The 21,338-nt window shown below is 68.0% G+C and carries 23 protein-coding genes and 1 tRNA gene; 7 read left to right on the plus strand and 17 right to left on the minus strand.

Annotation, left to right across the window (positions count from 1 at the left end; genetic code table 11):
- Positions 1-166: hypothetical protein (locus IT306_05105; protein MCC7367776.1), on the minus strand; the 166-nt coding region annotated here is incomplete at its 3' end.
- 114 nt (positions 167-280) lie between these two features.
- Entirely contained in the window at positions 281-1,174 is an 894-nt protein-coding gene (locus tag IT306_05110; protein MCC7367777.1) for a serine hydrolase, read from the minus strand.
- A 191-nt stretch (positions 1,175-1,365) separates the two neighbouring features.
- Between IT306_05110 and IT306_05115 the strand changes: the two genes are divergently transcribed.
- The gene (locus IT306_05115; protein ID MCC7367778.1) at positions 1,366-2,313 is read left to right on the plus strand and encodes a phosphotriesterase-related protein; all 948 of its coding nucleotides are present in this window, start codon (positions 1,366-1,368) and stop codon (positions 2,311-2,313) included.
- Positions 2,314-2,394: 81 nt separating this feature from the next.
- On the opposite strand, the gene IT306_05120 is transcribed toward IT306_05115, so the two are convergent.
- The 3 genes from IT306_05120 to IT306_05130 all read right to left on the minus strand — a co-directional run bounded on the left by IT306_05120 (position 2,395) and on the right by IT306_05130 (position 5,025).
- Complete coding sequence (locus IT306_05120) at positions 2,395-2,793, minus strand: nucleotidyltransferase domain-containing protein (protein ID MCC7367779.1); 399 nt, start codon at positions 2,791-2,793, stop codon at positions 2,395-2,397.
- Positions 2,772-3,149, minus strand: coding sequence for a HEPN domain-containing protein (locus IT306_05125; protein ID MCC7367780.1), 378 nt, complete (start codon positions 3,147-3,149; stop codon positions 2,772-2,774). Before IT306_05125 ends, IT306_05120 begins: the two co-directional genes overlap by 22 nt.
- A 163-nt stretch (positions 3,150-3,312) precedes the next feature.
- Entirely contained in the window at positions 3,313-5,025 is a 1,713-nt protein-coding gene (locus tag IT306_05130; GenBank protein ID MCC7367781.1) for a ribonuclease J, read from the minus strand.
- Positions 5,026-5,096: 71 nt separating this feature from the next.
- Between IT306_05130 and nrdR the strand changes: the two genes are divergently transcribed.
- Genes nrdR through IT306_05145 form a run of 3 tightly spaced genes read left to right on the plus strand, consistent with a single transcriptional unit; the run spans position 5,097 to position 7,954 of the window.
- Positions 5,097-5,549, plus strand: coding sequence for a transcriptional repressor NrdR (gene nrdR, locus IT306_05135; GenBank protein MCC7367782.1), 453 nt, complete (start codon positions 5,097-5,099; stop codon positions 5,547-5,549).
- A gap of 18 nt (positions 5,550-5,567) precedes the next feature.
- Positions 5,568-6,605: a CPBP family intramembrane metalloprotease gene (locus tag IT306_05140; protein MCC7367783.1), complete on the plus strand. Its 1,038-nt coding sequence runs from the start codon at positions 5,568-5,570 to the stop codon at positions 6,603-6,605.
- Between the two features lie 59 nt (positions 6,606-6,664).
- Entirely contained in the window at positions 6,665-7,954 is a 1,290-nt protein-coding gene (locus IT306_05145) for a DUF2088 domain-containing protein (protein ID MCC7367784.1), read from the plus strand.
- 6 nt (positions 7,955-7,960) lie between these two features.
- Here IT306_05145 and IT306_05150 read toward each other — a convergent pair whose 3' ends face one another.
- Entirely contained in the window at positions 7,961-9,172 is a 1,212-nt protein-coding gene (locus tag IT306_05150) for an SH3 domain-containing protein (GenBank protein MCC7367785.1), read from the minus strand.
- 276 nt (positions 9,173-9,448) lie between these two features.
- On the opposite strand from IT306_05150, the gene IT306_05155 reads away from it, so the two are divergent.
- Entirely contained in the window at positions 9,449-10,822 is a 1,374-nt protein-coding gene (locus tag IT306_05155) for a cellulase family glycosylhydrolase (protein MCC7367786.1), read from the plus strand.
- Here the strand turns inward: IT306_05155 and IT306_05160 are convergent.
- The 10 genes from IT306_05160 to IT306_05205 all read right to left on the minus strand — a co-directional run bounded on the left by IT306_05160 (position 10,784) and on the right by IT306_05205 (position 19,365).
- Positions 10,784-11,632: an HAD family hydrolase gene (locus tag IT306_05160; protein ID MCC7367787.1), complete on the minus strand. Its 849-nt coding sequence runs from the start codon at positions 11,630-11,632 to the stop codon at positions 10,784-10,786. The genes IT306_05155 and IT306_05160 overlap by 39 nt on opposite strands.
- Positions 11,629-12,357 (minus strand): TIGR01906 family membrane protein, encoded by a 729-nt coding sequence (locus IT306_05165; protein MCC7367788.1) that lies wholly within the window; start codon positions 12,355-12,357, stop codon positions 11,629-11,631. The genes IT306_05160 and IT306_05165 overlap by 4 nt, the downstream gene beginning before the upstream one ends.
- On the minus strand, positions 12,354-12,968 hold the full coding sequence (locus tag IT306_05170) for a DUF2085 domain-containing protein (protein MCC7367789.1): 615 nt from the start codon (positions 12,966-12,968) through the stop codon (positions 12,354-12,356). The genes IT306_05165 and IT306_05170 overlap by 4 nt, the downstream gene beginning before the upstream one ends.
- Positions 12,965-13,228 (minus strand): glutaredoxin family protein, encoded by a 264-nt coding sequence (locus IT306_05175; GenBank protein MCC7367790.1) that lies wholly within the window; start codon positions 13,226-13,228, stop codon positions 12,965-12,967. The genes IT306_05170 and IT306_05175 overlap by 4 nt, the downstream gene beginning before the upstream one ends.
- A gap of 19 nt (positions 13,229-13,247) precedes the next feature.
- Positions 13,248-13,559 carry a zf-HC2 domain-containing protein gene (locus IT306_05180; GenBank protein MCC7367791.1) on the minus strand — a complete coding sequence of 104 codons (312 nt, stop codon included), beginning with the start codon at positions 13,557-13,559 and terminating at the stop codon, positions 13,248-13,250.
- A 184-nt stretch (positions 13,560-13,743) separates the two neighbouring features.
- A complete protein-coding gene (locus tag IT306_05185) occupies positions 13,744-15,147 on the minus strand; it encodes a SpoVR family protein (GenBank protein MCC7367792.1) in 1,404 nt (467 codons plus the stop codon).
- Positions 15,144-16,322: a sporulation protein YhbH gene (yhbH, locus tag IT306_05190; GenBank protein MCC7367793.1), complete on the minus strand. Its 1,179-nt coding sequence runs from the start codon at positions 16,320-16,322 to the stop codon at positions 15,144-15,146. Before yhbH ends, IT306_05185 begins: the two co-directional genes overlap by 4 nt.
- A 10-nt stretch (positions 16,323-16,332) precedes the next feature.
- Positions 16,333-18,228 carry a protein prkA gene (locus IT306_05195; GenBank protein MCC7367794.1) on the minus strand — a complete coding sequence of 632 codons (1,896 nt, stop codon included), beginning with the start codon at positions 18,226-18,228 and terminating at the stop codon, positions 16,333-16,335.
- Positions 18,229-18,346: 118 nt separating this feature from the next.
- Entirely contained in the window at positions 18,347-18,886 is a 540-nt protein-coding gene (locus IT306_05200; GenBank protein MCC7367795.1) for a sigma-70 family RNA polymerase sigma factor, read from the minus strand.
- Positions 18,887-18,996: 110 nt separating this feature from the next.
- Entirely contained in the window at positions 18,997-19,365 is a 369-nt protein-coding gene (locus tag IT306_05205) for a DUF503 domain-containing protein (GenBank protein MCC7367796.1), read from the minus strand.
- An 88-nt stretch (positions 19,366-19,453) separates the two neighbouring features.
- Here IT306_05205 and IT306_05210 point away from each other — a divergent pair.
- Positions 19,454-19,551 (plus strand) — tRNA-Sec (locus IT306_05210).
- Between the two features lie 8 nt (positions 19,552-19,559).
- On the opposite strand, the gene IT306_05215 is transcribed toward IT306_05210, so the two are convergent.
- Positions 19,560-19,928: a response regulator gene (locus IT306_05215; GenBank protein ID MCC7367797.1), complete on the minus strand. Its 369-nt coding sequence runs from the start codon at positions 19,926-19,928 to the stop codon at positions 19,560-19,562.
- A 304-nt stretch (positions 19,929-20,232) separates the two neighbouring features.
- Between IT306_05215 and IT306_05220 the strand changes: the two genes are divergently transcribed.
- Positions 20,233-21,273 carry a general stress protein gene (locus tag IT306_05220; GenBank protein ID MCC7367798.1) on the plus strand — a complete coding sequence of 347 codons (1,041 nt, stop codon included), beginning with the start codon at positions 20,233-20,235 and terminating at the stop codon, positions 21,271-21,273.
- Positions 21,274-21,338: the final 65 nt, after the last annotated feature.

Raw genomic sequence — 21,338 nt, forward strand, 5'->3', positions numbered from 1 at the left:
GAATCGCGAACAGCGACAGCAGCAGCGTCGGCCAGGCGTCGGCGAACAGCGGCTGCACGTCGCGCAGCGCGAAGTCGAAGCCGTTCTTGGGCGTGTTCAGGTGAGCGTAGACGGTGTTCAGCAGGTACGCGCCGCCGCTCGCCACCTCCAGCACGCCGACGAGCACGGCTCAGATCGCCCCGAACCGCAGCGCCGACCGCCAGCGGCCGGTCAACGCCAGCCAGATGGCGGCGGCGGCCGCCCAGGCGACCCGCTGCCGTCATCTGGCTGGCGTCGGCGATCAGGAGGTCGAGACAGCGGCTGGAATCGCCCGTCCCTCAGTCTTCGCGGGGTCGGAGAGGGCGTCGTAGCAGAGCTTCGCCATCCGCGCGATCTGGTGGCCGGCCCAGTGGTAGCCCGACGTGCCGTCCGGCATGTTGACGGGCAGGTGCTCGGTGTAGACCGTCAGGACGAACAGCGGCGTGTCGCCCTGGAAGATGATGCCGGCGTCGTTGTTGTTGCGCCCGAGCACGCCGGTCCCCGTCTTGTGGGCCACCTGGGCCTCGCTGGGCAGCAGGTTCGGCAGGCGGCTGCTCATCCGCTGCCAGAGCAGGATGTCGAGCGCCAGCCTGCAGAGGTCGGTCGTCACGCCGAGCTTCGCGGCCACGTCGGCGTCAGTCGTCCCCTGGAGGATCAGCTCCAGCAGCCGGCCCACGTCGGCGGGCGTCGTCGTGTTCGCCTCTTCGAGGGTGTGATCGCGGCCGGTCTTCGGCGGGATGTTGAAGCGGTGGGTGCTGTTGAGCATGCCCACGCGGCGGGTGTAGGCGTTGATGGCGTCCAGCCCGAGGATGTCCACCACCTTGCCGGTGGAGGTGTTATCAGAAACGATGATCATCATCGTGATCGCATCACGGAAGGTGATGGTGAAGCCGGGCGTCAGGAACTGGAACGTCCCCGAGTTGTTGTCTTGATACGCCTTGTCGATGCTGAACGGGTCGTCCAGGCGCAGCGTGCCGGCGTTGACGGCCGCCAGCGCCGCCATCATGATCGAGATCTTGCGGGTGCTGGCCGACGGGAAGACCACGTCGCCGTTGCGGTCGGCCACGTCGCCCGACTGCAGATCCTTCAGGTACCAGCCGGTCACGAACGGCTGCTCATCGCAGAGGGCGTTCAGCTCGTCGACGATCTGCTGCATGGCTGCAGGCCTCCTCAGACTGACGGGCACGACTCGGCGCAACTGATGCCCGAACGGGTCTGAGGATGATACCTGGGGTGCTCGCCCGAAGAGACGCTGCCGACGACAGCCTCGGTTGATCTCGCCCATTTGACCCGGGCTACACTGCCGTGCCCGGCCTCACGACCGGCCCGGGCTGCCTGGGAGGGCAGATGGCGACCATCAACTCGGTGCTCGGGCCGCTCGACACGGCGGACCTCGGGTTCACGCTCACCCACGAGCATGTCTTCACCGCCTCGGCGGGCATTCAGCAGACGTTCCCCGAGCTGTTCGGCGACTTCGACCGCCTGACTGCCCAGGCCGAGCTGACGCTCAACGAGGCCCGCGCTGGCGGCGTCAAGACCATCGTCGACCTCTCGACGCTCGACCTCGGCCGCGACATCCGCTTCCTGGCCGAGATGTCACGGCGCACGGGCGTCCAGATCATCGCGGCGACGGGCATCTGGCGCGACATCCCGCGCGCGCTCTGGTTCCGCACTCCCGACGAGATCGCCGCCCTGTTCGTCCGCGAGATCGAAGTCGGCATCGAGGGGACCGGCATCAAGGCCGGCATCATCAAGGTCGCCAACGACGCCGAGGGCGTCACCAAGGAAGGCGAGATCATCCTGCGGGCGGCCGTGCGCGCCGCGCAGCAGACCGGCGTCCGCATCTCGACCCACAGCTTTGCGCCGGGCCGCGTCGGCGAGCAGCAGGTGGCCGTCTTCGAGGACGAGGGCTTTGACCTGAACCGCGTCTACATCGGCCACAGCAACGACACCACGGATGTGGAGTACCTGCTCGGGCTGGTGAAGAAGGGCGTCTGGCTCGGGCTGGACCGTCACCAGACCAGCGCACCCATCGGTCCCGACTGGGAGGGCCGCACCCAGACGCTGGCCGCGCTGATCCAGGCCGGCGTGGGCGACCGCCTGATGGTCTCGCACGACTGGTCCGTGCTGGGCGTCAGCCGGACATCCGACCCGACCCTGAGCCGCACCTACAACCCGGACGGCTGGCTGTTCGCCAAACGGCGCGTCTTCCCACGGCTGCTGGAGCTGGGCATCACCCAGGCGCAGATCAACGCGCTGAACAATGAGAACCCGCGCCGGTTCCTGGGCGGCTGACGCATCCCCGGGGCCGGATTGTGGCTGACGCGGGCCTGGAGTCTGCGCCCGACTGTCCAGCGGCGCGGCGGCCGGCGCGGACTACGCGCCGGGCGTGCTCGCCGCGCCTGACGGCGCCGACTCCGCAGGCGTCTCTTCCTCCGCCAGCAGGTCGATGGCCTGTGGCAGCACCGACGACACCAGCGTGACGTGCGCCTTCGCCCACGCGAACTCGTCCGGTGTCAGCAGCACGAGGTCGAGCGGCGCGTTGCCGCCGACCTCGTAGAACTTACGTCGAAGCCCGTAGCCTCGGCGAGTTCGTGGTACATCAGCGAACGAATCGGCCACGACGACGAGGTCGTAGTCGCTGTCAGCGCGGGCATGGCCGGTTGCCTGAGAGCCGAACAGCAACACCTGCGTCGCCCCGACCTCGTCCTTCAGACGATGAGCGAATCGACGTATGGCATCGGGTCCGCGAGCTAGAGCAGCGGCAGAACCCACCCGAGTACCCTCCGACATGCTTCAATGTGCATGGTCGCTTCAGTTGACGAGACGGCGTCGACTGGCGGCACGCCGTAGTTGTCAGGATACCTCGACTCGTCGAATGTCGGATTGAGGATCTGGAGATCAGCATCGACCGATGCGGGCGCGCCGACCAGCGTCCCCAAGTACTCCAGATCGTGTGTGCGAGGAGCGAGGTCGGTGGTACGTTCGATGAACAGCGCCTTGAGCGCCTTCTCCGTGGCCTGCTGGGCGAACCAGGACGCGGCATACCACTGGCCGTTCGCCAGCATGATGTCGCCGCTGTGGAGGTCGGCTTCGGCCTGCCGCCACCATGCAAGAGTGTCCGGTCTCATGGCTCTCTAGACAGTATAGCGATGACCGGACACGGGATGGTCATTGGCCGCCACCGACACGCTGTCAGCACAGCATCCGCCGAGTGAAGCGCCCCGCGCCAGCACGGGGCGCTCGTCGGACTCGGGGGCTGGTGGCGGCGACGCACCGCCAGCCCTGCCCTGGTTAGACCTCCGTCACCACCGAGAGGATCATCGGGCGGCGGCGGATGCGCTCGTAGATGAACCCGCTGAGCACCTCGCGGATCTTGCCGACCAGGAAGCCGTAGCTCGGCAGGTTGCCGGACGACTCGTCGTCGCGGTCGTCTCCCGGGACGCGGCGTGGCCGCAGCACCTTGTGCAGCGCGTCCGTCAGGACGTCCCGCGCCTCGTCCAGGATCGCGTCCTGGCGCGGGTCCACGATGCCGCGCGAGATCAGATCCGGACCGCCGATCAACTCGCCGGTCTCACGGTCGATCACGATCGACGCGATCAGGACGCCATCGCCGGCCAGCCGCTTGCGGTCGCGCAGCACGACGCTGGTGACCTCGCCCACCGTCACGCCGTCAACCAGCACCGAGCCGGAGGGCACCGTCCCGTTCAGCTCGATGCGGTCCTCTTCGATGTCGATGACTTCGCCGATGTCGGCGATCAGGATGTTCCCGGAGGGCATGCCCGACCGGACGGCCAGCTCTTTGTAGAGCACCAGCATGCGGTACTCGCCGTGGATCGGCACGCAGTACTTCGGGCGCAACAGGCCGAGCATGTGGGTCAGCTCGTCCTGGCTGGAGTGCCCGGACACGTGTACGCCCTCGTTGATCGCCCGGTAGATCACCTTCGCGCCGCGCCGGTAGAGGTTGTCGATGGCCCGCGCCACCGTCTCCTCGTTGCCGGGGATCGGGCCGGCGCTGAAGATGACCGTGTCCTCCTCGATGATCTTGATGTTCGGGTGGTCGCCCATGGCCATGCGGCTCAGGACGGAGGTCGGCTCACCCTGGCTGCCCGTCGCCAGCACCACCAGCTTGTTCGGCGGGATGGTGTTGCTCTCGCGCAGGTCGATCAGCGTCCCTGGAGGCGCGCCCAGATAGCCGATCTCGCCGGCCACCTTCAGGTTCTGGTCCATGCTGCGCCCGGCCACCGCCACCCGCCGCCCGAGCTTGTGGGCGATGTGGACGACCTGCCGCAGGCGCGCCAGGTTCGAGGCGAACGTGGTCACGATGACACGCCCGTGCGCCTCGCCGATCAGCTTTTCAAGGTTCTCGCTGACCATCGACTCGGAGCCGGTCCAGCCCGGGTTCTCGACGCGCACGCAGTCCGAGAACAGGGCCAGCATGCCCTCGTCACCCAGGCGGCGCAGCGCGTCCTCGTCGGTGCTGCGCCCATCGACGGGGTTCTTGTCAAACTTGTAGTCGCCGGTGTGGAAGACCGTGCCGGCCGGCGTCTTGATGGCGAACCCGACAGAGCCCGGCACGCTGTGGTTGACGAAGACCGGCTCGATGGTGAACGGGTCGAGGTCGAGGATCTCGCCCGGCTCGAACTCGACCAGCTTGACCTTGTCGAGGACGCGGTGCTCCTTGAGCTTGGTCGCGATCAACCCGAGCGTCATCTTGGTGCCGTAGATCGGGACCGGCTCGGCGCGCTCAAGCTGCATCACCAGGAACGGCAGCGCGCCGATGTGATCCTCGTGGCCGTGGGTGATGATGATGGCGCGAAGGTCGTCCGCCGCCTCGGTCACGTACTCGAAGTTTGGAATGACGAGATCGACGCCGAGCAGCTCGGCCTCGGGGAACTTCACCCCGGCGTCGACCATCAACATCTGGTCGTCGTACTCAAAAACCGTCGAGTTCTTGCCGACCTCTCCGACGCCGCCGAGGAGGATCGCGCGTAGCGCTTGATCCACTGTGCCTCCTTGTCTTCTTGAGGGATTGAACCACGCCGCCAGAAGTCAGACAAGGCGTGGTAGACTGTCGTATGCGCTGTCCATTCTGCTCGTCGCGCGATACGCGCGTGCTCGATAAGCGAGACGCCGACGATGTCTCCATGACGAGGCGCCGGCGCGAGTGCCAGCAGTGCAACGGTCGATTCACGACCTACGAGCGGCCGGAGATCTCCACACTCATCATTGTGAAGAAAGACGGCCGCCGGCAGCCTTTCAATCGTGAGAAACTGCGGTCCAGTATTCAGACCGCGTGCACCAAGCGGCCCGTCAGCGCCGAGATCATCGAGCGCATGGTCGATCAGATTGAGAGCGCCCTCCGCAAGCGAGATGGCCTTGAGGTGCCGAGCAGCGTGGTCGGCGATCTGGTGATCGAGGGCTTGCGCGGCCTCGACCAGGTCGCCTACATCCGTTTTGCATCAGTGTACCGTGCCTTTGCCGACGTATCGTCATTTGAGGACGAGCTGCGGAAGCTCCTCAAGAACTAAGGCGGTCGTCAGAGGCGCATGCACGGTCACGACTCTGAGGATCGCACGCCGGCTGCCGGGACTGGCGGTGGCGTCGGCACGCCCGATCTGACCACGCCCTCATCAAGCGATGTGCGGCTCCCACGGGTGGGCCAGACCTGGGTTGGCGGCCGGATCGCGGTGATCGTCGCCGTACTGGGACTGGTCGGGGCGGCGCTCGGGGGCGGGGTCGTGGCCGTCGTGGCGCAGTCCGGGCCGTCGATGGATGCCATCCTGACGGCGGGCATCACCCTGGTGGCCATCGCCCTGCTGGTCGGCGGGCTGCTGCTCACGGCGGGCGGCCTGGGCTACTACGTCCTTGCCCCCGGCTTTATGGGCCGCGCGATGGCTGCGCGCGGCTTCGGATCGCACCGGCTGGTCATCGCCTGCACGCTGCTCATCGCGCTGCTCGCGAACGGCCCGCCGCTGCTCTGGGCGGCCTGGGCCGGGCGCGCCGGCATCTGCACGCCGGCCGGCCTCGTGACGGCGGCGCTCTCGGTGGACGCTGCGCTGCTCGGCGTGACGTACCTGCGGTTCATCCGCCCGGGCGTCCTGACGCTCGCCGACCTCGGGCTTGACCGCACGGCGACCGTCCGCCACGTCGGGCTGGGCCTGCTGGTCGGCGTCTCGGTGCTGGTCATCAGCGCGATGATCCAGGCGGCCATGTCGGCGTTGGGCATCCGCCAGACCCAGCTTGCGGATCTCTCGTGCATCCGGCAGTTTCCGCTGCTCGGCTTCTTCGGCGTGGTCTTCGCCGGGGCGATACTCGCGCCCATCGCCGAGGAGATCTACTTTCGCGGGTACGTGTTCGGCAGCTACCTACGGACGCAGCGGCCCGTGGTAGCTTATGCCGCGACGGGCCTCATCTTTGCCGCGCTGCACGGTAACCTGCCCGCGCTCCTGCCGATTCTCGCGCTCAGCGTCGTGTTCTGCTACGCCTACCAGCGGACGGGCAGTCTCGTGCCGAGCATGGTGGGGCATGCGCTGAACAACACGGCGGCGTTCTGTATCCTGTACTTCACCAACGCCCAGGTCTGAGCCTGTGCAACCTCGCCCGCCGGTCCTGGCCGACCGGTCCGGGCGCCAGGAGGACGACGATGGATCTGCCCCGCGCTCCACTGCCTCGGATGGTGCGTGTCCGCCAGGAGCTGCCGGACCAGCACCTGGCCGATGTGGCTCAGGCCGTTCGTGATGCCCTGGCCGCCGGCGGCCTGAAGGAGCGGGTGCGGCCAGGGCAGCGCATCGCCATCACGGCCGGCAGCCGGGGCATCTCGAACATCGCGCTGGTCATCAAGACCTGTGTCGAAGAGCTGCGGGCAGCCGGAGCCGAGCCGTTCGTGGTGCCGGCGATGGGCAGCCACGGCGGCGCGACCCCGGAGGGCCAGCGGGCCGTCCTGGCCGAGTACGGCATCACCGAGGCCGAGGTCGGCGCGCCGGTCCTGGCGACGATGGACACCCACATCGTCGGTCACCTGGACGATGGCTCATCCTGCTACATGGACTTGAACGCCTGGAACGGCGACGGCGTCCTGGTGGTCGGGCGGGTCAAGGCGCACACGGCCTTCCGCGCGGACATCGAGAGCGGCCTCTGCAAGATGCTGGCGATTGGCCTCGGCAAGCAGCGGGGCGCGGAGACCAATCACGCGCGCGGCCTCGCCCGGACCATCCCGGAAGTGGCCTCCGTGCTGCTGGCCAGCGGCAAGGTCACCATGGGCCTGGGCCTGGTGGAGAACGCCTACCACAAGCTGCACACGGTCCGCGCCACCGGCCCCGAGGGATTCCACGAGACGGACCGCTCGCTGCTGATGCTGGCCAACGAGCTGCTGCCGCGCGTGCCGTTCCAGGAGCTCGATCTGCTGATCGTGGATCAGATCGGCAAGAACGTCTCCGGCAGCGGCATGGACTACAACATCGTCGGGATGTGGCGGCGCATCGGCGGGCCGCGGACGCCGAACTACACCCGCATCGCCGTGCTCGGGATCACCCCGCAATCCGAGGGGAACGGCATGGGCATGGGCATCGCGAACTTCACGACCCAGCGCCTGTTCGATCAGCTCGACCTGCAGATGACCTACATGAACGGGCTGACGGCGAACGCCTACGACGCCATCAAGATCCCGATCATCCTGCCGAGCGACCGGGAAGCCTGCGAGGCCGCCCTCAAGGCGGCCCTGACCACCGCGCCGCCGCGCGTGGTGTGGATCAGGAACACGCTGGAGCTGGACGAGATGCTGGTCTCCGAGGCGCTGCTCCCCGAGGTGTCGGAGATCGCGGCGCTCCGGGCGCAGGGCAACCCGGCCGACTTCGCCGTGACTGCCGATGGCAGCTTCGTCCGCGACGGCGGCCGGGTGCTCCTGGCAACGGAGCGGGCGGCCGTCTCAGTCTGACCGGGTCTACGGGCGCGGCGTCGCCGTGGGGGCGGCTCCCCCGCCGGATGGGCGCGGCGTGGCCGGCTGGATGATGACCGGCAGGTTGGGGTTCGGCGTGGACGGGGCCGTCGTCGGCTTGGGAGCGGCTGGCGCGGACGTCGGCGGCGCGCCGCTGGTGCCGGTCGTCGGCTTCGGGGCGGCCGGGGCCTGCGTCGCGCCGGCCGGCTGCGGGGTGGTGGCGGCCCGTGTGGCGGCGGGTGCGACGGGCGTCGGCACACTGCCGGCCGGCGCGACCGCCCCGCGAATGATCCAGCCGGTGACGCCGGCGCTGTCGCGGACCTGCCGCCAGATCTGCCCGTCAACCTCGCGCTCCGGGCCGAGCACCTCGATGTTCGAGCCTTCGGTCAGGGTCTTGAGGATTCGGCCGCCACTGCCCGGCTCAGAGCGGATGTTGGCGCCCTGGCCGTTGGTGTTGCCGATCTGTCCCCGACCGGCCCCGGCCGCCGCCACGCCCGGCGACGTCGGCTTCGGGACTGGCGTCGCGGCGGGCGCGGCGGCGCTGGTGCTGCTGACGGACGGCTGCTGTTCGGAGCCAGGGACCGCCGCCACCGAGGAGACCGTGCCCTCGGCGGCCAGGAAGTTGGCAGCGATCCAACCCTGGTCGCCCTGGGTGTCGCGGACGTTCCGCCAGATGGTGCCGTCGATGGTCTGTTCCGGGCCGATCACGTCCACGACGGTGCCTTCACGAACGGTCTTGATCCGCTCGCCGTTCTGACCAGGGTCACGGCGGAGGTTGACGCCGTCATTGCCGGTATTGGCAACCTGGAGCCGCTGCCCGATGGCGGGCGCGCGTGGGACGGTCGGACTGACGACGGGCGTCGGCGTGAGCGTTGCGAAGATCTCGGCCAGCGACGAGTTGTTCGGCGTGGGGGAGACGATGGCCACCGGGAGCGCCGTCGGCGTGGGCGCCGGCCGGCTGGACGGCTGGATGACGGACATGATCACGAAGACCAGCCCGGCCGTCAGTGCGACGGCCAGCGCAGCGGCGAGGCCCAACCCGATCCACTGTGCGCGGGCCATCGGGCGGGCTGGCTCGGAGGCGTCGTAGCTGCGGACGCCTGGCGTCAGCGGCTGAGCCTGCGTGCGCCCGCGCCGCTTTGCAGCGCTGCCGGGGCCGGCCGCTCCGGCGTTTCCGCCGGAGCCGAACTGGTCGCGAAGCCGGTCGAGCAGACTCATCCCTCTCCCCTCGGCAGCAGCGTCGTCGCCAGGCCGCCGGCCGGGGACGGCTGCTCCCGGCGCAGCCAATCCGCGTTAGCATTCATTGTATCAGGGGGCGCTGACGGCTCGATCATGACTCTCCGAGAAAAGGAACGGTCGAAAGCGGTAACCGTCGCACATGCTCATCCGTTCTACAGAAGACGCGACGGATGTCACAGGAGGGTCACAGGCGAGGTCTTCTCGCCCCCTCCTCGGTGGACGCCGGCCGCGTGCTGGATGTTCCTTGGAGGCCCCGTGCGCCGACTCGCGACCCTGCTTCTGTCTGGCCTGCTCTCGTTGACCGTCGTGCTTCAACCCGGTGGCACATCTGCCGCCCGCGCCCAGTCCGACGAGATGGTGCACGGCGTCATCGTGGACACCACCGACCCCCGCAGCATGAAGGCGGCCCGTGAGGCCGGCTTCACCCACGCCAAGATGGTCCTGTACTGGCCGCGCATCGAGCCGAACCCGGGCCAGTTCCGCTGGCAGGAGTCGGACCAGAACGACCTCGACAACGTGATCCGCGCGGCCCAGGCCGAGGGCATCCCGCTGGTCCTGCGGGTAGACGAGGTGCCGGGCTGGGCGGGCGGCTCGCCGGGCAACGCTGACCTGGGCGCGGTCGAGGCGTTCTACGCAGCGATGGCCGCCCACGGGAAGGGGAAGGTCGTCGCCTACGAGATCCTGAACGAGCCGAACCTGCCGTTCGAGTGGGGTGGCCCGCCGGACCCGGCCGGCTACACGCGGTTCCTCCAGGCAGCCTATCGTGGGGTGAAGTCGCAGGATCCGGACGCGATGATTATCGGCGGCGGCCCCTCCCCGAACACCGGCGGCTACGGCGGGACCATTGAGGACTTCGACTTCTTGAACGGCATGTACAAGGCCGGCGCGAAGGGGTACATGGACGCGCTCGGGGTGCACAACTACGGCGGCAACACGGAACCAGAGCGCGACCCGGGCGATTGCGGCATCTGCTTCCGGCGCGCCGAGCTGTACCGGCAACTGATGGTTCGCAACGGCGACGCCAACACCCCGATCTGGGCCACCGAGTTCGGCTGGCTGATGGACCCCGGGCGCGGCCTGGGCCAGTACGACTGGATGAAGGTCAGCCCGGAGCAGCAGGCCGACTACGTCGTGCGCTCCTACCGCTACGCCCAGAAGAACTGGCCGTGGATGGGTGGGATGTTGCTCTCCAACCTGGACGCCAGCACGTCGCCGTACCACCAGGGGCCGGAGGACGGCCTGCCCTGGTTCGCGATCCTCAACGACGACTACTCGCCGCGCCCGGCCTGGACGGCGTTCCGCGACATGCGCTCCGAGGCGCGCAACCGGAGCGCGGCTGCCCCCGCACGCACGGCGGCGAAGCCATCGGCCAGCGAGGCGGCGGCCCAGGAGGCGGCAGCCGCGCAAGCGTCCGGCCCGACGGTCCGCGTGGCCGGCACGGACGGCCAGGGCGTGACCCTGCGGGAGAAGCCCGGCGTGGCCGGCCGGCGTCTGTCGGTGGTGCCCGAGGGCGCACGCCTCACGGTCATCGGCGAGGACGTTCAGGCGGACGGCCGCACCTGGCGAAACGTCAAGACGGCGTCCGGGGCGTCAGGCTGGGTCGCCGCGGAGTACGTCCGCACCGAGTGAGCGTTGACCGGCCGCGTCGATGGCCGTCTGGAGCGCCGGCAAGTCCTCAAAGATGCGCTCGGGCTGCACGTCCACGGCGGCGGCCTCCTCGCGGGTCGAGACGCCCGTCAGCACCAGGAACGTCTGCACGCCGGCGCGGTAGCCGCCCACGATGTCCGTGTCGAGGCGGTCTCCGATGATCGCCGTCTCGGCGGGCGTGGTCCCGAGCCGCTCGCAGCCGATCAGCAGCATCGTCGGCTCCGGCTTCCCGATGATCGTCGGGCGGATGCCGCCGCTGGCCGCGGCGATCAGTGCGTGAAACGAGCCTGCCCCCGGGATGATGCCGTCGTCCGTTGGCAGGGTCGTGTCGGGATTCGGGCCGACGAACCGCGCGCCGGCCCGCACCAGCCGGACGGCCGTTGTCAGCTTGGCGAACGTCAGCTCGCGGTCCAGGCCGACCACCACGAAGTCGGCATCCGAGTCGGCCAGCGTGAAGCCGGCCGCCTCAACCGCCCCCTTCAGCCCCGACTCGCCGATGACGTAGACGCGGCCGCCGTTCGGCGCTTCGTGCTGCAGGAAGCTGGCCGTGGCGTCGGCGCTCGCCAGCACCTCGTGCTCGCCAACCTGGATGTCCATCCGCGCCAGCTTCTCGACGTACTGCGGCGGCCCGAGCGTCGAGTTGTTGGTGGTCAGCAGGAACGGGATGCCGCGCGCCCGCAAGAACCGAAAGAACCCGGGCGCGGCCGGGATGACGCGGTCGCCGTGGTACACCACGCCGTCCAGGTCCACCAGGAAGCCACGCGGCGTCACGAACGGCCGCTCTCCACTCATCGTCGTGCTCCGAAGTACATGATCCCGACCCCGATGCCGCCCAGCACGACGGCTTCCAGTGCGCTCTGCATCGCGATCTTCATGACCGCGTCGAACCAGAAGCCTTCAGGGTAGAGCATGATCAGGTAGTCGGTGCGGGGGTCCAGCATCCAGTCGTCGTTGCTGAACGCGACATGGTGGAACTGCGTCCACGCCTCGGTGAAATCGACCAGCGAGAGCAGCCCCGCCAGCCCTAGCAACACGACCGTCGCCACGCCGCCCGCCACCAGCAGCATCCCGAGCCGCGGCAGGAACGCCGGTCCGCCCCCCAGCCCGATCCCCAGCAGGGGGATCAGCAGCAAGATCGCGCCCGCCACCAGCCGAGCCTGCCCGGCCAGGTGAAACAGCTTCTGGACGTCCACCATGTGGCTGATCTCTTTGGCGTTGAACAAGGGGCGCCGGGCGCCGTTCACGGTGATCTCGACGTCCAGCGTGGCGCTCGGCTCGCGCAGGTAGCGGATGAAACGGTCGGCGACGGCCATCAGTTGGGCGTCGTCCAGGCCCGTGACCTCGCGGATGCGGTACTTCTGAAACTCGGACTCGTAAAAGGCGCGGTCGCTCGCCACATCCAGGATGTTTCCGAGGATCAGGAACAGCGGCAGCGCGACGACGAACAGGATGGCCGCCAGCCAGCGCACGGCGACGGGCACGCTTGAGAGGCCCTCGGCGGCCACGGCGTCGCTCACGCGGGGCGCACGCCGGTGTCGAGCGTGCCGACCGCCGGCCGGGCCGGCCCGAGGTCGCGCTCGAGAATGGCGTCGATCCGTGGATAGATCAGCCAGACGCTGGCCGCCCCGAAGAGGCCGCCCGTGAGCGTCCGCAGGAGCACGTCGCTCTCGCGCCAACCGAACAGCTGGGAGAAGCCGTCGAGGGCCATCGGCAAGATCAGCAGCGCGTAGGCCCGCATGCTGAGACCCGCCACGTTGCCCGGCGAGGGGCCGCGCCGCACGGCGTAGGCCAGCCCGGTCAGGAGGACTGACAGGTAGATCGCGACGTCGCGCTCGCAGAAGGCGACCTTGTACCCGAGGTCCGCCGACCCCACGAACCGGTACGGGCCGCTCTCGCCGATCAGGCCCGCCAGCGTGCCCTGTGGATACGTCCACTCCGGCCCGAACAGGAAGTACGACCGGAACGCCCACTGGTGGCAGACGGCGCTGTAGGCCCAGTAGATCAGGTTGGCCGGTCGGTCCAATCCGGCTGCCAGCAGGAGCGGCGCCAGCAACGGCAGCGCGATGAAGACGGCGGCCGCCGCGTTTGCGAGGAGCAGCCAGCGCCGCAGCGCGCCCTCGATGGTCACGGCGCGCTCGACGCCGCGACGACGGCCTTGCGGAGCCGCTCGGCAGTCGTCGGCCAGTCCAGCGTCTGCCCGCCCGCCACCGCGATGACCGGGATACGGTAGCGGTACTCTGCGAACAGCTCCGGCGAGGACTCGATGTTCACGTGCTCAACGGTCAGCGGCTGGCTGCGGGCCACGGCAGCGATCAGCGCTTCAGCCAGTTCGCAGAGATGGCAGCCGGGCTTGCTGTAGAGTGTGACGCGCGGCCCGCTCGCTGCCACCAGACACGTCGCTCCGGGCTCAGGCCTGCTCGCGGCGGGCCTGTTCGAGGATGCGGGCGCGCGCTCCCGCCGGGGCCTTGGGGGCCGGCAGCTGGCTGACGGCTCTGACCGTCGCCCTGAACGACTCCAGGTAGGCGGCGCAGGGCTGGCACGTCGCAAGATGACGGTCGATCCTGTGGCGGACTGTCTCGCTCAGGCTGTCGTCCAGGTACTCTGACAGCTGACCTCTGACGAGATCGTGGGTGAGATCGGCGACCCCAACGCTGGCCTGGGTCGATGGCTGCGTGGCGCCTCGCGACACCGGCGCGACCCCCTCGTCGGCCCTGGTCACTACGCTCCTCCCGGACGCTCCGCTCATATCGGGGCTCAAAGATGACGATCCGCGCCCGCTCTCAGCGCACCCGGCGGCGGCATACGACGTGACGTGGCTGTCCATTATAGCCCCATCCTGTTGGGCGGCATTCGGCGCACCGCCCCGCATTGAATTCCAGGCGCAGCTCGGGCTGCTGGCGCACTCACTTGACGCCAGCGATTGCCCGTCCGTGCTGCCCCTCATACTTGAGAACGGTGTGTTTGCCCTCGACGAGCGTCTCAAGATGCACCGGCCGCGACCACAGCTGATGCACGTACTTCAACGTCTTGTCCGCGTACTCAAGGTCGAGATCGTCACCCTCGTGGCAGTGTTTCAGATACAGCTCGCGGCCGCGGCGATAGTCGCCGTCTTCAACCACTATGTAGGGTTGCCCGAAGTTGGTCATGCCGGCAAGGATTGTGTCGCGGACGGCCTCCCAGTCCTTCTCCGCGATGACCCACTGGTCCCCTTCCAGCTTGTACAGGTAGAGGTCAAGCTCCTCCACCAGATCCTTCGTCAGGTAGTTGCGGAGGAACGAGGCGTCGTTGTCCACCTCGCGCACCTCGAAGACCTTGGCCAGCCCCTGCCCGGCCGTACGCCCGAGCTTCTCCCGCTCCTCTGGGCTCGGCTCGTTCCAGCGTCGTTCGATGTCCTCGAAGATCTTCATGCCCAGGTAGTACGGGTTGACGCTCCGCTTGGAGGGTGAGAGCACGCTGCTGTGCAGCCGCGCGAACTCGACGTACTCCTCGCTGCTCAGGTCAAGCTCGCGCAGGATGCGGGCGTGCCAGAAGCTGGCCCAGCCCTCGTTCATGATCTTCGTCTGCATCTGGGGCAGGAAGTACAACTGCTCCGCGCGGACGATGTGGATCACGTCGCGCTGCCACGGCTCGAGGTCCGGGGCGTGGTCGGCCAGAAAGAGCAGCAGATCCTTCTCTGGCTGCGGCGGCAGCTTGCGCGGCATCGGCGGCGGTGGGTCTTCCTTCGCCTCGCCCAGCGCGAAGATGTCGTCGTAGGGGCGGGGCGTGGCTGACCGCCGCTTCGGCGGCTCGGGCGGCGTCACCCGCAGGCGGGGGTTGGCGTCGATGTGCTCCTGGATCGAGAGCACGGCGTCCAGCAGCTGCTCGACCGCCTTCTGCCCGTGCTCGAACTCGTAGCGGCGCAGGCGCTCGGCGTTGATGCTGACCGTCTCCAGCATCGAGCGGTTGGTGTGCGCGAAGTAGGCGTTATTCTTGAAGAAGTCGACGTGCGCCAGGACGTGCGCCGCCACCAGCTTGTTCTGAAGGACCGAGTTGTTCTCCAGCAGGAAGGCGTAGGCAGGGTTCGTGTTGATGACCAGCTCGTAGATCTTGCTCAGGCCGTAGTCGTACTGGGTCTTGATCTGCTGGTATGCTCGCCCGTGAGTCCAGTGCGAGAACCGTCCCGGCAGCCCGTAGGCCCCGAACTCGTACATGATCGAGGCCGGCACCAGCTCGAAGTGGACCGGGTACGGCTCCAGCCCGACCCGCCCGGCGATCTCCCAGATCTCCCCGATGGCGCGCTCCAGCTCGCGGATCTCTTCGGGGGTCATCGGGCCACCGCCGCGAGGCCGGACTCGTCACGCGTCGAGAAGAACTGTTTGAGGGCCGGGTAGACGTCTTCCTTCTTGGTGATGGTGACGCCGATGAATTGCGGATCGCGGATCTGGCCGAACGCCGACATCAGTGTGGAGGGGGAGCGCCGGCCGCCCTCCTGAATCTCACCGTAGCCGAACGCATTGGAGCGGGCCAGCAGGGCCTTCACCAGATCGAGGCAGCGCTGGTTGTCCACCTCGCCCCAGTTGTCGCCGTCCGAGAAGTGGAACGGGTAGGTGTTCCACTCCGAGGCGGGGTAGCGCTCGTTGGCGATCTCCAGCGCCAACTGGTACGCCGACGACACCTTGGTGCCGCCGCTCTCGCCCAGGTTGAAGAAGGTGTCCTCGTCCACCTCCTTTGCCTCGGTGTGGTGGGTGATGAAGACGATCTGCACCTGGGTGTAGCGCGTGCGGAGGAAGCGCACCATCCAGAAGTAGAAGCTGCGCGTGATGTACTTCTCGAACTCGCCCATCGAGCCCGACACGTCGCGCATGGCGATGACGACGGCGTTCGACTCCTCCTTGACGCGCCGCTCCCAGGTCTTGAAGCGGAGATCGTCGTTCTGGAGACCGCCGAAGCCGGAGCGCCCGGCCCGAGCGTTTCGCATCAGGTTCTGACGGATGGTGCGGCGCTTGTCGAGGTTACTGAGCGGGCCGGTCTTGCGGACCTCGTCGAAGCGGACCTCCTCCGACTCCACCAGGGCCCGACCCTTCGGCTTGAGGAACGGCAGCCCGAGATCCTCGAACATCAGGGCTGCCAGCTCGTCTACCGTGATCTCGGCCTCGTAGTAGTCGATGCCCGGCATCTCGCCGGCCTGCTTCCCCTTGCCCGGCCCCCGCGGTTGTCCTCCCGCCTCCTGCCCGATCACGTCGCCGACCTTCGAGCCGCCCTGGCCCTGGCCGGCGTGCTTCTTCCGGCCTCGGTCGAAGCGGAAACGCGGCAGCTCCAGCGACCGAATCGGGATCTTGACGATCTTCTTGCCGTCCGAGGTGATGATCGACTCCTGGCTGACGATATCCCCCAGGCTGTCCTTGATGGCCTCTTTCACACGCTCGTTGTGGCGCGCCTGGTCAATCGGCCCCTTGCGGTGCAGCGACCAGTCGCTCTTGGAGAGCGAGACGGTTGGCAGCATCGTGGGCCTCCTAGCGCGACAGCAGCGCGCCGACGTACTTGACCAGCTCGTTGGCACAGGTGGGGCAGTAGCCCTGCTCCGCGATCAGCCGGTCCGCCACCTCGTTGATGCGCCGCAGCTGCTCGGCATCCGGGGTCTTGGTGCTGGTCGTGATCTTGACCACGTCCTTGAGGTCGGCGAACAGCTTCTTCTCGATGGCCTCGCGCAGCCGCTCGTGCGACTGGTACGTGAACGACTGATTGCGCCGGGCCATCGCCGAGAGCCGAATCAGGATCTCCTCGCGGAACGCCTTCTTGGCGTTCTCGGAGATGCCGATCTGCTCCTCGACGGACCGCATCAGCTGCTCGTCCGGCTCGACCTCGTCCTCGGTGATCGGGTCGCGCAGCTTGGTCTTGTTGCAGAACGCCTCGACGTTGTCCAGGTAGTTGTCGAGCAGGGTCTTGGCGGATTGCTCGAAGGAGTAGACGAAGGCGCGCTGCACTTCCTTCTTCGCCAGCTCGTCGTACTCGCGGCGTGTCTCGGCGATCAGGTTCAGCAGCTCGTCCTTGCGCTCGCGGGTCAGGCCCGGGCTGTGCTCCATACCGTCGCGCAGGGCGCGCAGGGCGTCGATCGGGTTGATGCAGGTGGTGTCGCCGCGCACCAGGGCCGTCGAGAGGGCGTTGATGACGTAGCGGGGGGAGATGCCGTCCATCCCCTCACGGGTGGCCTCGTCCTGAAGCTCCCGCACGTCCTTCTGGCTGAAGTCGTCCACGTCCTCGCCGTCGTACAGCTTGAGCTTCTTCATCAGGCTCATGCCGGCCTTCTTGGACGCTTCGAGCCGGGAGAGGATCGCGAACATGCTGGCGACGCGCAAGGTGTTCGGCGCGACGTGCACGCCCTGCAGGTTGCTGTTTCCGATCAGCTTCTCGTAGATCTTGACCTCTTCGGTCACCTTCAGGTTGTACGGAACCTTGATCAGGATGATGCGGTCGTGGAGCGCCTCGGACTTCTTGTTGCCGATGAACGAGGTGTACTCGTGCTCGTTGGTGTGTGAGACGATCACTTCGTCGGCGTAGATCATCGCGAAGCGGCCGGTCTTGATGTTCTGCTCCTGCGACAACGTCAGCAGGTTGTAGAGGAACTTCTCGTCGCACTTGAGCATTTCTACGAATTCCATGAGGCCGCGATTCGCAACGTTGAGTTCGCCGTCGAATCGGTAGGCTCGTGGATCGCTCTCGACGCCGTAGTCGCCGATGGTGGCAAGGTCGATGGACCCGGTCAGCTCGCTGATATCCTGCGACTTCGGGTCGGACGGCGCGAACGTGCCGATGCCGACCCGCTTCTTCTCTGAGAAGGCGACTCGACAGACCTCGACATCCTCGATCCGGCCGCCGTACTGCTCGTCCACGGCCACCCGGCAGCGCGGGCAGAGATCGCCCTCGATGTAGATGCCGTACTCGTCCCAGATTTCCTTGCGGATGCTGTCCGGCAGCAGGTGCAACGGCTCCTCATGCATCGGGCAGCCGGCGATGGCGTAGACAGCGCCCTCCTGGCGGGTGTACTCCTCAAGCCCCCGCTTGAGCATCGTGACGATGGTGGACTTGCCACCGCCGACTGGTCCCATCAGGAGGAGGATGCGCTTGCGGACCTCCAGGCGGCGCGCCGCCGACGCGAAGTAGTCCACAAGGTGCTGCAACGGCCGCTCGATGCCGTACAGCTCGTCGGCGAAGAAGGCGTGCTGCTTCTCACCGTTTGGCAGCGTCGCGACGCCCCTGGACATGAGCATGTCGTAGAGGCGGGCGTGTGAGAGCCGGGCGATCTTCGGGTCGGCAACGACAAGGTCGAAGTACTCCTTGAAGCTGCCGCGCCAGGCAAGTTGCTGCTCTTCCGCTCTGAATGCTTCCAGCCGTGAAACGAGGTTGAGCATCTGAACCCTCTCCTGCCGCACTCGCGAGGTGCCCGCGTTTGGAGAGTTAGATGCAGGCTGGCCGAAAAGGATTCAGGCAGGCCGCGCCCGTTCGGCCGCCAGACGAGCGATTCTGCCGTCAGCGGTCGCTGGCGAGCAGTCCGCCGAGGTAGGCCCGGAGGATCGTGCGGGCGCGGTGGAGACGGGATTTGACGGCTGCTTCGGTGATGTCCAGCGTCGCGGCGGTCTCGGCCGTCGAAAGGCTCTCGATGTCGCGGAGGATCAGCACCACCCGCATCTCGTCGGGCAGCCGGGCGATGCCCGCGCCGATCTGCTCGTTCAACTCGCCGCGCAGAACCGCCTGCAGGGCATCCGCCGACCACTCAACGATCTCGTCGGTCTCGAGCACGTCGTCGAGCGGCTCAACAGGGCGGCGCGAGCGGACCCGCATCAGCGCGGCGTTCACGGCGATGCGGTAGAGCCATGTCGTCGGGGAAGACTCGCCTCGAAAGGAGGGCCAGCTTCGGAACGCCTGCAGGAAGGCGTCCTGCATGGCATCCTCGGCGTCGGCGGGCGAGCCGGTGATACGGAGCGCGATCCCGTAGACGCGGTCCCCGTACTCCTCGACCAGCTGCTCGAAGGCCGCCGAATCCGACGTCCCTTCCGAAGAGAGGCTCATGGCCGTGGTTCCCAGGCTGCGGGGGCGGACACCCCCATATGCCATTGTCACAGTCTTCTGTTCGGCGCAGCAATATCGCTCTGCTGCGCCGATATCACAGGCGTATCACGTCACAGCGACATCACGTCGATCTGCCGGTCGACCAGCTCGGCGTCGAGACGGGTCTCTTCGATGGCCTCCAGGATGCGCTCCACCTGTCGAGAGGCATGGCCAGCTTCGTTGCTGATGACGGCGAGGCCCAGTACGGCGGTCTGCCAGGCATCCTGCTCCTCGACCTCGGCGACGGCCACGTTGAACTGCCGACGCAGGCGGTCGGACAGCGAGCGCACCACCTGCCGCTTGTCCTTGAGTGAGTGGCTGGCGGGCAGGTGGAGGGTCAGGATACAGGCTCCGACGTAGACAGACAGGGCTGGTTCCTCCTCGGCGATGCACCGGGGTGCTTTGCAGAAGATACGTTCGGCACAGGCCGCCGGTTGCACAGTCCGGACCAGCGCGCCGGCGGCGGGGAGGCCGGCCGGTGTTTACGGTATGCTGTGCGCGGCGGCTGGCCGTCGGTCGGCTCGCTCTGGGGGTGGAAGGGTCCCGGTGGGTCTCGCCGTCTTCAAAACGGTTGCCTGGCCGCCAGCGCGGTCAGGGGTGGGTTCGACTCCCATGCACCTCCGCCAGCCTCTCGCTACCCTGGCAACGCCTGATAGGCGTCGGCGACAAGCGCCAGCAGCGTACCCAGGTCGTACGGCTTGATCAGGAACCGCTCGACGGCAAGCTCGGCGGCCCGCTCCGCAATCCGCGTCGCGCCGCTCAGGATCACCAGCGACGCTGACGAGTCGGGCAGCGCGCGGTACGCCTGCACGAACTCGCTGCCGCTCTCGCCGTTCAAGCCCAGGTCGAACACGACCACGCGGGGCGGGCGCTCGACCGCCAGCGTCAGCGCCTCATCCATCGTCGGAACCGCCTCGACAGCGTAGCCCGCACTCGTCAGCGTGATGGTGAGCAGGTCTCGAACGATCTCGTCGTCGTCAAGCACGAGGATGTACCCAGACATCGGCGCACGCATCTCCCAATGGGATGATGCACGGGCCGGCGCGCGGAGTCCAGCGTTCCCAGCCCCACGCCACCCCTGATCGATCCCTGAATCTCAAACTCGCCCGCCGTATCGGCGCCGCCGGACCCACCGGACGCTGTGTTACAGCGTCGATCAGTCTCCGAACAGCTTTGCGACAATTCGGCATCCTGGCTCGCATCGCGCGTTCGTTGGCCCTGTTCCTGCCTACCCGCTTCGACGGCGGACACGCGCCAGCGGTGCTGCTCGCCAGCTTCGGCTGAGGCAATCCGTGGGAGGAACGACAATGCAGACACGCGATACCGTCGTTGCGGTCTTCGACGAGCGGGACGACGCGCAGGACGCCATCAACGCCCTTCGCGACGCCGGCTTCCTGGCCGACGACATCAGCATCCTGGCTCGCGACCGGGATACCGCCGGCCGACTGGCCGACGACACCGGCACCGAGGCAGCCACCGGTGCAGCAACTGGCGCGCTTGCGGGCGGCCTGCTCGGCGGCGTGGCCGGCTGGCTGGTGGGAATCGGCGCGCTGGCGATCCCAGGCGTCGGCCCGATCATCGCGGCCGGGCCGATTGCGGCAGCGCTCGGCGGCGCGGCCATCGGCGCGACCACTGGCGGCATCATCGGTGCGCTGACCGGGGCCGGCATCCCCGAGGACGAGGCCCGCTACTACGACACCGAGTTCAGGCGGGGTGGCATCGTCGTGACGGTGCAGGCGCGCGGCCGGTTCGACGAGGCTCGCGACATCCTGCGCGAGAATGGCGGGCGTGATACCGAGAGCACGTCGACGGCCTACTCCTCGTGGAACGAGACCGCTCCGCGCTTCCGCACATCCTACGAGAACCGCTACGGCGCCAGCCGCAGGTGGGAGGACGTCGAGCCGGCCCACCGCTTCGGCTACGAGTCGTATGGCCGCATGCGGACCGGCGACATGCGTGCCGACTACCGTAACGCCGAGCCGACGCTCCGCCAGGAGTGGACGCGCAGCGGCATAACCGGCGACTACGACACCCATCGCAACGACGTGCGGCGCGGCTGGGACTACGGTCGCGGCCGGACCAACTTCAACGACTACGACCGTGACACCGGCACCGAAGGTGAGAACACGGCGGCCACGGCCGGCGGTGCGCTCGCCGGTGGCGCGGCCGGCGGCGTCGCTGGCGCAGCCATTGGCGGCCCGGTCGGGCTGGCCGCCGGTGCGGCGATTGGCGGCACGGCCGGCGCGATGGCTGGTGATGCTGCCGTCGAGACCCCGGACGAGCGGCGTCGGGACCGTGACGCCGATCGGCGCGACCGCCTGAACGACGACACCTCGCGCCGACGCTAGGTCTCGGTCTGGCCGGCGGCGGTCGTCCAGCCGCTCCCGCTCATCCCGGCGAGGCCGCCCACGAG

This window comes from Chloroflexota bacterium, from assembly GCA_020850535.1.
Taxonomy (GTDB): domain Bacteria; phylum Chloroflexota; class UBA6077; order UBA6077; family JACCZL01; genus JADZEM01.